Source organism: Erwinia sp. Eh17-17 (assembly GCF_039675725.1).
In the GTDB taxonomy this organism is placed as follows: Bacteria; Pseudomonadota; Gammaproteobacteria; order Enterobacterales; family Enterobacteriaceae; genus Erwinia.
Genome location: NZ_JBDFQT010000002.1, coordinates 850037 through 862610 on the forward strand (window position 1 = coordinate 850037; position 12574 = coordinate 862610).

The following is a 12574-nucleotide window of genomic DNA, read 5'->3' on the forward strand; positions in this document are numbered from 1 at the left end:
TCAGCCCTTAATATCATTAATCTTTCAGGTAGCGGCACAGATAGGCAGATGGCTCAGCCACCTGTAAATGGAATTCGCTGTGGCCCGGTACGTTAAATACCTCACCCGGCTGGTAATGCTTCCACTCCACTTCCCCTGGCAACAACACCTTCAGTGAACCACTGACAACCGTCATCTCTTCGGCCTGAGCCGTACCAAAAGTATATTCGCCTTCGGCCATCACACCCACGCTGGCGCGGCCGGTACTGGCGCTCTCATAACCAATCGACTTCACTTTACCGTCGAAATACTCACTAACGTTGAGCATATAAATTCCTTAAAATCAGAGACAAAGGTAAGTTTCCAGTGTAGGGCCAAATTTGACGGGCTGTCACGCACTATTGCGAATCCTGCGCTGCAATCGTGACTTACACCAGCAGTTAGTTGCCAGCATGAATCAGAGCGAGGTTCAGCCGCTTAACTGCGCGCGCTGAGATGGCTCAGGCTGCCGTACATCTCAAGCAGGCGCGCATACTCTCCGGCGTCATAAAACGCACAGGTGCCCCGTCCAAACTCTTTAGCCACCTCCACGGCAAACTTCACGGCCAGCGCGATATCCACTTCATGACTCGCGCCGGTGCCACAGCCGGGAACCACCGACTCGGTACAGATTGCCACCCCCACCACCGGAACATCCGTAGCGGTCGCGGGCTGGAGAATGCTGTTGAGGTGATAGACCCCATTTCCATAAGGCGTAATATCCTGCGTGGTGATCGGAAACGTCACGGCCGGACGCCCGCTGGTCATCTCCATGATCCGCAGTAAATCCTCCGATACGCGCAGAATATAACCCTGCTTCACCGTTGGCGACAGCGCATACCCTTTGTGGTTGAGGATGCGGTTGCCTTTGGTGGTATCAATAGAAAGGATAGCATCAACCCCCGGCGCCACTTCATTTTCGTTCATGGCGATGTCGTCGATGGGCGAGTCCATAAAATCGACCGGCTCATGCGGGCGGGTTGGCGCATTCGGACAGATATGGGTGGTAATAATCACATCGCCTGACAGAAAGTCGCCTTTACGCTGCATCTGCGCCAGCTTCAGCGCGCTGCTGACCGCGGCCACCGCACCATCGGCGTCAGACACCATGCCGATACGCGTGGGACGTGCGCCAATCCCGCCCAGGCGGCCGATAATTCCCAGCGTCGGGGCGCTGCCCCCTGGCTTTTACCGTCACGACCCGCCACGGTTATGCGCACAAAATCAGTCTGGCCTTTCGGGCCGCTAACGCGGTGAAAGCTGGCCGTGACGCCCGCATATCCGCTAAACAGGTCAACGACCTCCTGACCGCTGACGCTGGCACTATCCAGTAGCTCAAAAACCTGCAAGGTCTGCTGCAAACTCATGTTTTTACCCTATTTATCGTTTAGTGCCGCTGGTGAAAAGGGAACTGAAGAAGCTGTACAGCGCATCTCCGGCAATAAATCCGGCGGCCATCACCTCCATCGGCGTGCGTCCACGATCGCCCCAGAGGCGGGTGATGATCAGGCGCAGCACAATGCCGGTAACCACGGCCCAGCCCGCCATAGCGTTAAAGATCAGCAGTCCGGTGGCCAGCAGTACGCCCAGCTGACGTTTCGGGCCGCCGATCAGTTGGATCAACGCGCCGGGGATCGCCCAGATCAGCAGGCTGTGCGCGATACCCGGCTCCGCTCCGGCCTGAATCGTTTTGGCAAACACGCGCGCCACCGGCGGGATCAGATCCTGGCTGAAGAAACTGGCGTGGGCGAACCACACCACGGGGATCGAAACAACAAAGGCGATCAGCGCGGCAAACAGCTGGATGCGCCGTCCCCACAGCTCCTGTTGCAGATCGCGGCCGTAACCGCGCAGCACAAAGCCGGCTTTCAGGTCATAGCCCATATCGGCAAACGCCGGGCCGGTGGCCAGGCGTTACTGGCAGGAAATACGCGGGTATCGAACAGGCGATACAGCAGATACGCGTCCAGCAGCATCGCGGCGCTGACGCCGACAAACATCGGCAGGATCAGCTGCGGCTGCCCCATCACCCAGGGTACGGCAATCGGCATCAGCAGGCTGTTAGCCGCGCCAAAGGTGGCAGAAGAGATCGCAGTCTGCGCCAGGTTTTGCGTATGAACCGAGCGATAGCGCTGGAAAGCCTTTAACGGCATACGCGCCAGCAGCATCGCCAGCAGTGCGCCAATAATGGAGGTATTCGGTGTGACGCCCAGCGTTGTTAACAGCTGCACCCCAATAATTGCGCCGAGCACTGAAAGAAGAAGTAACACCACAAGGGTGCCAATATCCTTTAAAGGATTATCCTGGCGCATAGTTTCCCCAATAGATGGCCCGATCGGGTCATGAGTGACTGATATTTTCCGGACATGAAGGAATAATCCCCTGATAAAACCAGGAGATATTCCGTTTATTATTGACGGGTCTCTGAGTGGACCTTAATTTTATTGACTACGGTACTGCAATGCCCTGGTGAGGCGTACTTTATATCACGGACGGATATAAGGTAATTACTGCACGGTTGGGGGAAGCCCCACCTGCCATGCGCGATCGCCATATTTTCCAGCCAGCTGATGCGTGACCATTTGTAACGCATCCAGAGTGGCGGATGAATACGGCGGATCCTGATTCTGTGAAGGGAACGACAGGCATAACGCCACGGTTTCGCCCCGGTGTTTATTGGTAATCGTGGTGGAAACCGAGCTGATGCCCTGCAGGGTTTCATTGCGCGACAGCGCCCAGCCCTGCTCGCGAATGCGCGCCAGTTCGACCAGTAATTTTTCCAGCGTCTGTGGCGAATTAGGGGAGTTCACCTGCCAGGCCCCGGCATACAGCTTACGCACGAAGTCATCGCTGTAACGCGCAAGAATAGCCCGCCCTACGGACGTTTCGGCCGCCGGTAAACGGCTACCCGGTGGGGTAACGACCTGAATAAACATACGCCCCTGAAACATGCGCATCACCATAATCTCCCGCCCTTCGAGCACCGAGATGTAGCCCGTACAGCTGGATTCCGCCGCCAGGCGCGCCATCAGTGCTGAGGCACCATCAACCAACGGCGTTGAAAGATAGTGACTGGCCAGCGACAGCAGCATACGGCCCACGTGAAAACAGCGGGTTTCCGGGTCGCGCTCCAGCAGTCCTTCGCTTTCCATGGTGGATAACAGACGTGAAACGGTACTTTTTGGCAGCCCGAGAGCGTCAACCACATCGGTAAAAGTTAATCCCGGCTGACCCTGAGTCAGGCCACTGCGGTTAAACAGTTTGAGTACGGCGGCGGCATTTTCGAGGGTCGTCATGGTGGCAGTTCCACTATTAGGAACTATTGTTCCTGTTTTCCGATAAATTAAACTACGGCGAGGGGCTCGCAGGGTCAAGGATTAATTTTTTATCGGATTGACGGCGCGGAAGAGGGATAATCAGGTTAACCGGGAAAGAGAGAATTAAATATCCCAGTCGCCGGCTAAAAATAAAAATATCTTATGGAATCTCAGGCGAGAACAGTCAGATATGCTGCACTAAATATTTAGCCAAAATGCAAAAAGGCCGTGGGAAAATTTAATCAATGACAGTGCGTTAATATTACAGGCATCCCTGCCAGTGCGGATTACTCTTTGGACTCATCCTCATAACGCTTTTTCGCGTCCAGCGCTTCCTGCCTGGTTTCATGTTCGCTAATCAGCGAATCAGGCTTAGGGTGGTCGGCACGCAATTCATACCAGATCACGTGCTTGCCGGGAGCCCCCTTCTCAACTTCAACAATGTTCGCTTCGCGTGGATACGGTGGTTTACCTGGCATAATCATCCCCTGTTAGCTGTAAGAAATCGTGCGCGGAAGAGATCCTCTCACGACGCGGCCGGCGCACCGGCCCTCGTTTCAGTATAGACAAACGCAGCGGTTTATCCGGTGGCAATAGGGAGATGAGGGGAAATTAGCTGGCGCGGGCGGGCGAAAGGACACTCATTATCTGGCTGACCACCGCATCCGGGGACTGCATCGCATCAATAATATGATGGGCCGCGGCCCGGTACAGTGCATCACGGGCGGCAAGCACTTCAACCATCTCCTCGCTAACAGGCCGACCGGTGAGGGTCGGGCGCTGTTCAGCCTGCGGGTAAGCCTCCAGCCGGGCGGCCAGGATCTCAGCGTCAGCATTCAGATAGATCACCCGACCATGCTCACGCATGAACTGCCGGTTTTCTTCCGCCAGCACCATGCCTCCGCCGGTGGCGATGACCGTTGTCGGGGCAGTAACCGCTTTCAGCGATGCCGTTTCACGTAAGCGGAAACCTGCCCACCCTTCCTGAGCGACGATGTCAGCAACGGTTTGCCCGCTGGACTGCTGCAGTGCGTGGTCGGTGTCACAAAACGCGTACCCTGATGCCAGCGCCAGCGCGTGGCCAACGGTGGTTTTGCCGCAGCCACGTGCGCCGATCAGATAAATGGGTAATGACATAACAGGCCGTTCCTTAAGCGAACTCCGACGCCAGCCCGCGCGCGCAGGGGGCAGACAGTGAATTAACGTTGCAGCGCATAATACCGGACATTGCGGTTTGGGACCAGTAGTAACGTTTTATTTACAGTCAGGGTGAAACAGAAAGGCAATAACCTTATGTTATAAATGTAAATTGCAGGTGTAATTTTATCTTTACACCCATTTTATAAACGCGTAACTGCCGCAACATTTCCTTACCGCAGCGCGATTTACATTCCCCCTTCAGTTGCCCAAATTGGTGCTATCGTCCGCTCTCGGAGAAACCCTATGCAGCAGCAAGAACAGCAGTTAATTGAAAGCCTGTTTACCCGCCTGAAGCAGGCTGAGTCTCAGTCCGGCCCCCGTGATATTACGGCAGATAAATTCATTCAGCGACAGGTGCAGCAGTTGCCCGGAGCCCCCTATTATATGGCCCAGGCAATCCTGATTCAGGAAGCGGCCATGAAGCAGTTAAATGCACGTGTCAGTCAACTGGAAAGCGAACTGGAGCAGGCCCGTCAACAGCCGCAGCAGCAGGCCAGCGGAGGGTTTCTGTCAGGATTATTTGGTGGCGGCAGCCGCACGCAACCGCAGCAGGGCCAGCAGCCCCCTGCGCAGTCAGCCTGGGGCAATGCGCCGGCCCAGCAGCAGCCCGCTTATGCGCCAGCGGCCCCGACGGTTGGCCGGGGTTTTCTCGGCGGCGCGCTGCAAACGGCCGTTGGGGTTGCCGGTGGCGTGGTGATGGCGGATATGCTCACCAGCATGTTCCACCATTCGCAGCCGGAAGAGATTGTGAATATCATTAACGAACCGGCGATGCCGGATCCGCAGTTTGATAATAATCTCGACACCTTTAACGGCGGGGACAATCAGTCCTTCCTCAGTCAGGATAATGGCCTGCAACAGGATTATGCCAGCGACAACGATTTCAGCAGCGACGCGTTTGGCGATGATGCTGATGACGACAACTTTGTCTGACCGTTAACCCCCTCTCCCGTCCACCGGGAGAGGCTATTCGCTCTGTTTACGCTGCTGCTGTAACCACTTATCCAGCTCATTGGCAAACTGCTGGCGGTCACGCTGATTCAGCGTGGCGGGTCCACCGGTCTGTACCCCACTGGCGCGCAGGGTATCCATAAAATCGCGCATCGTCAGACGTTCACGAATCGTCGCTTCGCTGTAGCGCTCACCGCGCGGGTTTAGCGCAATCGCCCCCTTTTCCATCACTTCCGCCGCCAGCGGGATATCTGCGGTAATCACCAGATCGCCCGCTTCCGCTCGCTGCACGATTTCATTGTCTGCCACGTCAAACCCTGCCGCTACCCGCAGGGTACGCAGAAAACGCGAGGGCGGCACGCTCAGCGACTGATTGGCCACCAGCGTCACTATCATCTGCTCACGTTCAGCAGCACGGTACAGCACTTCTTTAATCACTTTCGGGCACGCATCGGCATCCACCCAGATTGGCATTACCATTTCCTTCTATGCTGAGTCGGGAATGAAGACGATCTTCCCATTCTTTTGCCGAATGGCAAACTTAATCTGCTGCACCGGCACCTTCCCACGCCCTTTATGGTTTAAGCGCAGCCGAAGCTGAGTTAAGGTTAAGGGATGGCATCAGCCACATTGCAACAGAATAAACCAACAGGGAGATCCTCATGGAAAAGAAAATTGGCTTCATTGGCTGCGGTAACATGTCAAAAGCCATCATTGCAGGCCTGGTCGCTGCCGGGCAGGTCAAACCTGAAGATATTCTGGTTTTCGACCGTAAACCTGAGACGAATCAGGCCATGCAGCAGCAGTATGGTATCACCCCGGCCGACAGCGCCGAAGAGGTCGCCCGCCAGTCTGATATCCTGTTTGGTGCGGTGAAACCTAATGTCATCCTGTCCGTGCTGAAGGACATTGCGGGCAGTCTCAATAAAGAGACGCTGATTGTCTCTATCGCGGCAGGCATCACGCTGGAGTCCCTCGCATCCGTTCTGGGCCACGACCGTAAAATCGTACGTGTAATGCCCAACACCCCCGCACTGGTGAATGAAGGGATGACCTCGGTTACGCCAAATGTGTTAGTCACTGCCGAAGAAGCCGACAGCGTGGTACAAATTTTTAGCGGTTTCGGTAAAGCCGCTCTGGTACCTGAATATCTGATTCACGCGGTGGTCGGCGTGAGCGGCTCTGCTCCGGCTTACGTCTTTATGTTTATTGAAGCGATGGCCGATGCCGCCGTGCTAGGTGGTATGCCACGGGCACAGGCCTATCAGTTTGCCGCCCAGGCCGTAAAAGGCGCGGCGCAGATGGTGCTGGAGACAGGCAAACATCCGGGTGAACTGAAGGATATGGTCTGTTCGCCAGGCGGCACCACCATTGAAGCGGTAAAAGTGCTGGAGCAGAAAGGTTTCCGCTCAGCGGTGATTGAAGCGATGCAACACTGCATGCACAAATCCGAGCAGATGAGTAAGCAGTAAACTCCCCGGTGCCGCAGCGGCGGATGCGGCACCGCGAAAACAGGTTTCATCAAAAAACACAGCCTCGCCGTCGCGCCTTAATTCCGGCGTCATTATGCGCCTGTGCCGCGTTAATATGCCCCTGTAAACGCAATGCCCTTTCACAAATGACCTGCCCGCTGTCGGTCAGCTTTTTAATTCAGGCGCAGTTTAAAACGGTGGGCCGGCTGGCCCACGCGGGGTTAGCTTTTTTTCAGGCAGTTGCTCATAAAGGCTTTACGGTCATCGCCCTTCAGCATCTTTTCACCGGCCTGTGCATTACAGGTCTTCATCTTCATCTGCTGTGGCGTCATGCCGTCGATTTTACTGTCCTTTTTGAGGCAGCTACTCATAAAGGTTTTGCGTTCATCCCCTTTCAGCGCTTTCTCTCCCGCCTGTTGATTACAGACGGTCATTTTCTGCTGCTGAGCGGTTTTCTCGGCAGCCCCCGCATAACCGGCGGCCGTTAACGACAGCAAGGCTGCGGCGATCACTAACTGAATTTTCATATCCCATCCCATTATTGTGATAAGTACACTGTTAAGTGTGGCACGGGTTTTATTTTCAGCGAATGACGCAGCGAGAAATTTTAGGTTCGGGGGGAAAAACAGCCCATCGCCACATACATGTGAGTCCGACGCGCGTTTTTTGGTAGAGCGAATTACTGCCGGGGATGGTTTAACAGGCGCTGGATGTAATTTTCCAGCAGTGAAGCATCTTGGGTAAAGTCTGCTGCCATTGACGATGATGCCGTCTGCATGGCGTCAGAAATACTGACGTTGATTTGCTGAAGCTGTTCGCTATCCAGCTTGCGCAGCAGCGCGGTAACCACGATCTCCAGGGCTTCAACCTGGGCGACCAGTTCCTTCGACTCTTCTTCTTTTTCCGCCAGCCTGACCAGTAATTCAGCAATGAGGTTTTTCATGCGACTGTCTCAGCGAGTTAAAGCAAGAAGGTATCACCCGCACAGTAAAAAGAAAACTCATATTTGCTATATATTTTCGTGACTTATGCCCCAAAAGAGAGCAACAAAACACCTGTTTTTTTTCGAAACGTTTCGCTGATGGCAACCCGGATAAAAAAAGCGGCCACTCATTATTGTGGGGGCTGACTATCGCCCCAGCGCGGTCAGCCTTTAGCGCTCCTGCCCGGTAAAGCCAGCGCGCGGGTTTACCGGTTTTGCACCCGTCAATCTTGCGACAGATATCGCATCCCACACTCTTTTCGCTTTACAGAAATGCCGTTGAGCCTCAATGTGAGCGCATAACAATCATGAGGATTTTGGCATGGCAGATTCAACCCCACTCACCCTGCAACAGCAACTGTCACTGCGCCACTGGGAAAACCCGGCCATCACGCAGCTGAACCGCCTGCCTGCTCACCCGCCGTTTGCCAGCTGGCGTAGCGCCGATGCAGCGCGCGACGATCTTGACAGCGACAGCCTTCAGTCGCTGAATGGAGAGTGGCTGTTTAGCTATTACCCCCGTCCCGAAGCCGTGCCGGATGAGTGGATTTGCAACGACCTGCCAACGGCCGATCGCCTGGCCGTGCCGTCTAACTGGCAGCTCGCCGGGTATGATGCCCCGATCTATACCAACGTACAGTATCCGATCCCGGTCGATCCGCCGCGCGTTCCCGCCGATAACCCCACGGGATGTTACTCGCTCACATTCGAATGTCAGTCTGACTGGCTGGACGGCGGGCAGACACGCATCATCTTTGACGGCGTGAACTCCGCCTTTTATCTGTGGTGTAACGGCGAATTTGTGGGTTACTCACAGGACAGCCGCCTGCCGGCAGAGTTTGACCTCAGCCACCGCCTGCACGCCGGTGAAAACCGTATTGCGGTGATGGTACTGCGCTGGTGCGACGGCAGCTATCTGGAAGACCAGGATATGTGGCGGATGAGCGGTATTTTCCGCGACGTCACGCTGCTGCATAAACCGGCGGTACAGCTGTGTGACGTCCAGATCGGAACGCAGCTCAGCCCGGAATTCCGCTCTGCGCAGCTGAATGTCATGGCCCTCACCAACCTGACGGATGCCAGCGACTTCCAGCTGGAGGTGACGCTGTGGCGTGAAGGCGATGAGATTGCCCGCCAGCGCCAGCCGTTCGGCACATCGGTTATCGACGAGCGCGGGCGCTACCTTGACCGCACGCGTCTGGCGCTGCACGTTGACCAGCCGTTACTGTGGAGCGCAGAAACGCCCCATCTCTATCGCGTGGTAGTTTCACTGCTGGATGCCAGCGGTACGCTGATTGAAGCGGAGGCCTTTGACGTTGGTTTCCGCCAGGTGGAGGTCAGCGATGGCTTACTGAAGCTCAACGGCAAGGCGCTGCTGATCCGCGGTACTAACCGCCATGAGCATCATCCGGATCGCGGCCAGGTGATGGACGAAGCAACCATGATCGAAGATATCCTGCTGATGAAGCAGCATAACTTTAACGCGGTGCGCTGCTCCCACTATCCTAACCATCCGCTGTGGTATCGCCTGTGCGATCGTTTCGGCCTGTACGTGGTGGATGAAGCGAATATTGAAACCCACGGCATGCAGCCAATGAACCGACTGTCGGACGATCCTGCCTGGTTCAACGCATTCAGCGAGCGTGTTACCCGCATGGTGCAGCGCGACCGCAATCACGCCTGCATTATTATCTGGTCACTGGGCAACGAATCCGGTCACGGCAGCACGCATGATGCTCTCTACCGCTGGATAAAGAGCCACGATCCCAGCCGCCCGGTTCAGTACGAAGGCGGGGGAGCCGATACTGCCGCCACCGATATTATCTGCCCGATGTATGCCAGGGTCGATCAGGATCAGCCGTTTGAGGCCGTGCCAAAGTGGTCGATCAAGAAGTGGATCGGGCTGCCGGAAGAAACGCGTCCGCTGATCCTCTGTGAATATGCCCATTCAATGGGCAACAGCTTTGGGGGCTTCGATCGCTACTGGCAGGCCTTCCGCCAGTTCCCGCGTCTGCAGGGTGGCTTCGTCTGGGACTGGGTGGACCAGAGCCTGACGCGTCGCGATGAAAACGGGACCACCTGGCAGGCCTACGGCGGTGACTTCGGCGACACGCCGAATGACCGTCAGTTCTGTATGAACGGCCTGGTGTTTGCCGACCGCTCGCCTCATCCGGCGCTGTATGAAGCCCAGCGAGCGCAGCAGTTCTTCCAGTTCGCACTCACCGACACTTCGCCATTAACCGTGCGCATCACCAGCGAGTACCTGTTCCGCCACAGTGACAATGAGCATCTGCACTGGCGCATTGAGCATCAGGGTGAGCTGGTGGCGGAAGGCCAGCACACGCTGAGCCTGGCAGCGGAAGGCAGCGTTGAGTTGACGCTGGGTGCCCTGCCGTCGCTGGCGGGCGAGCTGTGGCTGCGGGTTGAAGTGGTTCAGCCGCTGGCCACTGCGTGGTCACCCGCCGGTCAGCGCGTGGCCTGGGACAGCTGGCGACTGCCTGCTGCATTGCCACTGCCCCGCCAGGCATCAGGCGAGTCCGTACCACAGCTGAATGAGCAGCCGCAGTGGATTGAGGTCCAGCACGGCGATCAGCGCTGGCACTTCTGCCGCCAGAGCGGCGAACTGATACAGTGGCTGCAGGGCAACGATCCCCAACTGCTTTCGCCGCTGCGCGATCTGTTTGCCCGCGCGCCAATCGATAATGATATCGGCATCAGCGAAGCGACGCGCATCGATCCTCACGCCTGGGTGGAACGCTGGAAACGTGCCGGACACTATCAGCTGGAAAGCCAGCTGCTGCGGCTGCAGGCCGATGCGCTCAGCGACGGCGTGCAGATCCGTACCGAGCACGCCTGGCTTGCTGGTGAAGCGCTGCGCTTCCTCAGCCGTAAATGCTACCGGATTGACGCCCGTGGGGAGATGCACATTGAGGTGGAAGTGGATATCGCCGCCGGACAGCCGGAACCCGCACGAATTGGCCTGCGCGCTCAGTTTAACGAGGCGGCGGAAAGCGCCAGCTGGCTGGGGCTGGGCCCGCATGAAAACTACCCGGACCGTCAGCTGGCAGCCGAGTTTTCGCGTTGGCACCTGCCGCTGGAGTCGTTAAGCACGCCGTATGTGTTCCCCGGCGAGAATGGTCTGCGCTGCGGCACTCAGCAGCTGACCTTTGGCGACTGGCAGGTTAACGGCGAGTTCCACTTCTCGCTGAGCCGCCACAGCGTGGAGCAGCTGCGCGAGACGTCACACCGCCACCTGCTGCGCGATGAACCGGGATGCTGGCTGATTGTTGATGGCTATCATATGGGCGTCGGTGGCGATGACTCATGGAGCCCGAGCGTCAGCCCGGACTTCCTGCTGTCTCAGCGCCAGTACCGCTATCAGATCAGCCTGTCGCGGTCGCGTCAGGCCTGACCATCCCGGCGCAATGCGGCATTGCGCCGGGACTGACGATAAACCCAGATCAGCTGCACGCTGTTAACCAGAATCACCACCGCCGTGGCGGCAAATACCCAGCGAAAGCCAGCCACGGCGGAGATTGCAGAGCCCATCAGCGGCCCGATCACATTGCCGAGGTACATAAAGGACTGGTTGTAACCGAAAATCCGCCCGGTGACCTGGTCACTGGAATAACGCAGCAGCAGGGTCTGCACCGCAGGCATCATCGCTCCGTCGGCAAAACCAAGCAGAAAACGGAATATCCCCAGCTCCACGGCGCTGTCGGCCCACGACATTCCGACAAACAGCAGCACGGAAAAAATCAGCGCAGCAAATAAAATTCGTTCAGCACCAATACGATCCCCGAGCTTGCCCAGCGTCGGCGCTGAGAGCAGCGCCGACACGCCGGGTATTGCCGCCACCATTCCGCTGATAAAGGCAATATTCTGTACGTCTGGCTCCAGTTCGCGCACAAATAGCGTCAGAATGGGACTGACGGAACCATTGCACAGCTGGATCACCAGCGTAGTGACAAACAGGCTGATGACTAAACCCGGCCGGCTGAGGGTATGAAACACCATGCTGCCGCTCAGTTTGTCCTCTTTCTTCACCCGTGGCGGGCCGCCCTCTTTGATCAGGAACAGTGTGATCAGGAAACTGATCAGCAGCAGGCCGGAGGTAATCAGAAATACCGCCCGCAGTCCGACCCAGTCCGCCAGCAGTCCTCCCATCAGCGGTCCCATAATCACCCCGCAGATCTGCGCGGTACTGACCATGCTCAGCGCCCAGCCGCTGCGTTCACGCGGGACCTGTGCCGCCACCAGCGCCATGGCATTGGGAATATAACCGGAGGTCAGCCCCATCAGCGCACGCAGTGCCAGCAGCTGCCAGACATTAGTCACAAAGGCCTGCAGCAGGATCACTACGCCCATCCCCAGCGAAGCGCGCAGCAGCATCAGCTTGCGCCCTTTGCGGTCGGCCAGGCTGCCCCACATGGGAGAGACAATAGCGGAAACCAGGAAAGTGATACTGAAGATCAGACCGGACCAGAGCGTCAGCGCACCGGGGTCAGTGACACCAAGCTGTTCCACATACAGGGGGAGAAACGGAATAATCTGGCTGATTGCCAGCCCGGTGAATAAACAACCGAACCAGACGGAGATGAGGTTAACTTTCCAGGATTCCATCGTGCTGTGCG

11 protein-coding genes and 3 pseudogenes are annotated in these 12574 nt (G+C 56.8%); 3 read left to right on the forward strand and 11 right to left on the reverse strand.

The window, feature by feature from the left end; translation table 11 throughout:
- Positions 1-16: 16 nt before the first annotated feature.
- The 6 genes and pseudogenes from ppnP to aroL all read right to left on the reverse strand — a co-directional run bounded on the left by ppnP (position 17) and on the right by aroL (position 4472).
- Positions 17-307: a pyrimidine/purine nucleoside phosphorylase gene (gene ppnP / locus ABEH87_RS09435; RefSeq protein WP_346575974.1), complete on the reverse strand. Its 291-nt coding sequence runs from the start codon at positions 305-307 to the stop codon at positions 17-19.
- Between the two features lie 149 nt (positions 308-456).
- A pseudogene (locus ABEH87_RS09440) lies at positions 457-1385 on the reverse strand (DUF1177 domain-containing protein).
- 13 nt (positions 1386-1398) lie between these two features.
- Positions 1399-2330 (reverse strand): annotated as a pseudogene (locus ABEH87_RS09445) (OPT/YSL family transporter).
- A gap of 195 nt (positions 2331-2525) precedes the next feature.
- Complete coding sequence (locus tag ABEH87_RS09450; RefSeq protein ID WP_346575976.1) at positions 2526-3314, reverse strand: IclR family transcriptional regulator; 789 nt, start codon at positions 3312-3314, stop codon at positions 2526-2528.
- A 308-nt stretch (positions 3315-3622) separates the two neighbouring features.
- A complete protein-coding gene (locus ABEH87_RS09455) occupies positions 3623-3814 on the reverse strand; it encodes a YaiA family protein (RefSeq protein ID WP_346575978.1) in 192 nt (63 codons plus the stop codon).
- A 133-nt stretch (positions 3815-3947) separates the two neighbouring features.
- On the reverse strand, positions 3948-4472 hold the full coding sequence (aroL, locus tag ABEH87_RS09460; protein WP_346575980.1) for a shikimate kinase AroL: 525 nt from the start codon (positions 4470-4472) through the stop codon (positions 3948-3950).
- 306 nt (positions 4473-4778) lie between these two features.
- Here aroL and ABEH87_RS09465 point away from each other — a divergent pair, with 306 nt between their 5' ends.
- Complete coding sequence (locus ABEH87_RS09465; protein ID WP_346575981.1) at positions 4779-5468, forward strand: DUF2076 domain-containing protein; 690 nt, start codon at positions 4779-4781, stop codon at positions 5466-5468.
- A gap of 33 nt (positions 5469-5501) precedes the next feature.
- Here ABEH87_RS09465 and ABEH87_RS09470 read toward each other — a convergent pair whose 3' ends face one another.
- Positions 5502-5960, reverse strand: coding sequence for a YaiI/YqxD family protein (locus ABEH87_RS09470; protein ID WP_346575983.1), 459 nt, complete (start codon positions 5958-5960; stop codon positions 5502-5504).
- A 188-nt stretch (positions 5961-6148) separates the two neighbouring features.
- Between ABEH87_RS09470 and proC the strand changes: the two genes are divergently transcribed.
- On the forward strand, positions 6149-6958 hold the full coding sequence (proC, locus tag ABEH87_RS09475; RefSeq protein WP_346575985.1) for a pyrroline-5-carboxylate reductase: 810 nt from the start codon (positions 6149-6151) through the stop codon (positions 6956-6958).
- An 82-nt stretch (positions 6959-7040) separates the two neighbouring features.
- Here proC and ABEH87_RS09480 read toward each other — a convergent pair.
- From ABEH87_RS09480 to iraP, 3 genes and pseudogenes are all read right to left on the reverse strand, one after another.
- Positions 7041-7136: pseudogene (locus ABEH87_RS09480) on the reverse strand (lipid A hydroxylase LpxO); the annotation flags it as partial.
- Positions 7137-7179: 43 nt separating this feature from the next.
- Positions 7180-7485 (reverse strand): PsiF family protein, encoded by a 306-nt coding sequence (locus ABEH87_RS09485; RefSeq protein WP_346575987.1) that lies wholly within the window; start codon positions 7483-7485, stop codon positions 7180-7182.
- A gap of 152 nt (positions 7486-7637) precedes the next feature.
- Positions 7638-7901, reverse strand: a complete 264-nt coding sequence (gene iraP, locus ABEH87_RS09490; RefSeq protein WP_346575989.1) for an anti-adapter protein IraP — start codon at positions 7899-7901, stop codon at positions 7638-7640.
- A gap of 361 nt (positions 7902-8262) precedes the next feature.
- On the opposite strand from iraP, the gene ABEH87_RS09495 reads away from it, so the two are divergent.
- Positions 8263-11352 carry a beta-galactosidase gene (locus ABEH87_RS09495; RefSeq protein WP_346575991.1) on the forward strand — a complete coding sequence of 1030 codons (3090 nt, stop codon included), beginning with the start codon at positions 8263-8265 and terminating at the stop codon, positions 11350-11352.
- Here ABEH87_RS09495 and ABEH87_RS09500 read toward each other — a convergent pair.
- Positions 11343-12563, reverse strand: a complete 1221-nt coding sequence (locus ABEH87_RS09500) for a multidrug efflux MFS transporter (RefSeq protein ID WP_346575993.1) — start codon at positions 12561-12563, stop codon at positions 11343-11345. The two genes, ABEH87_RS09495 and ABEH87_RS09500, sit on opposite strands and share 10 nt — an antisense overlap.
- Between the last annotated feature and the right edge of the window lie 11 nt (positions 12564-12574).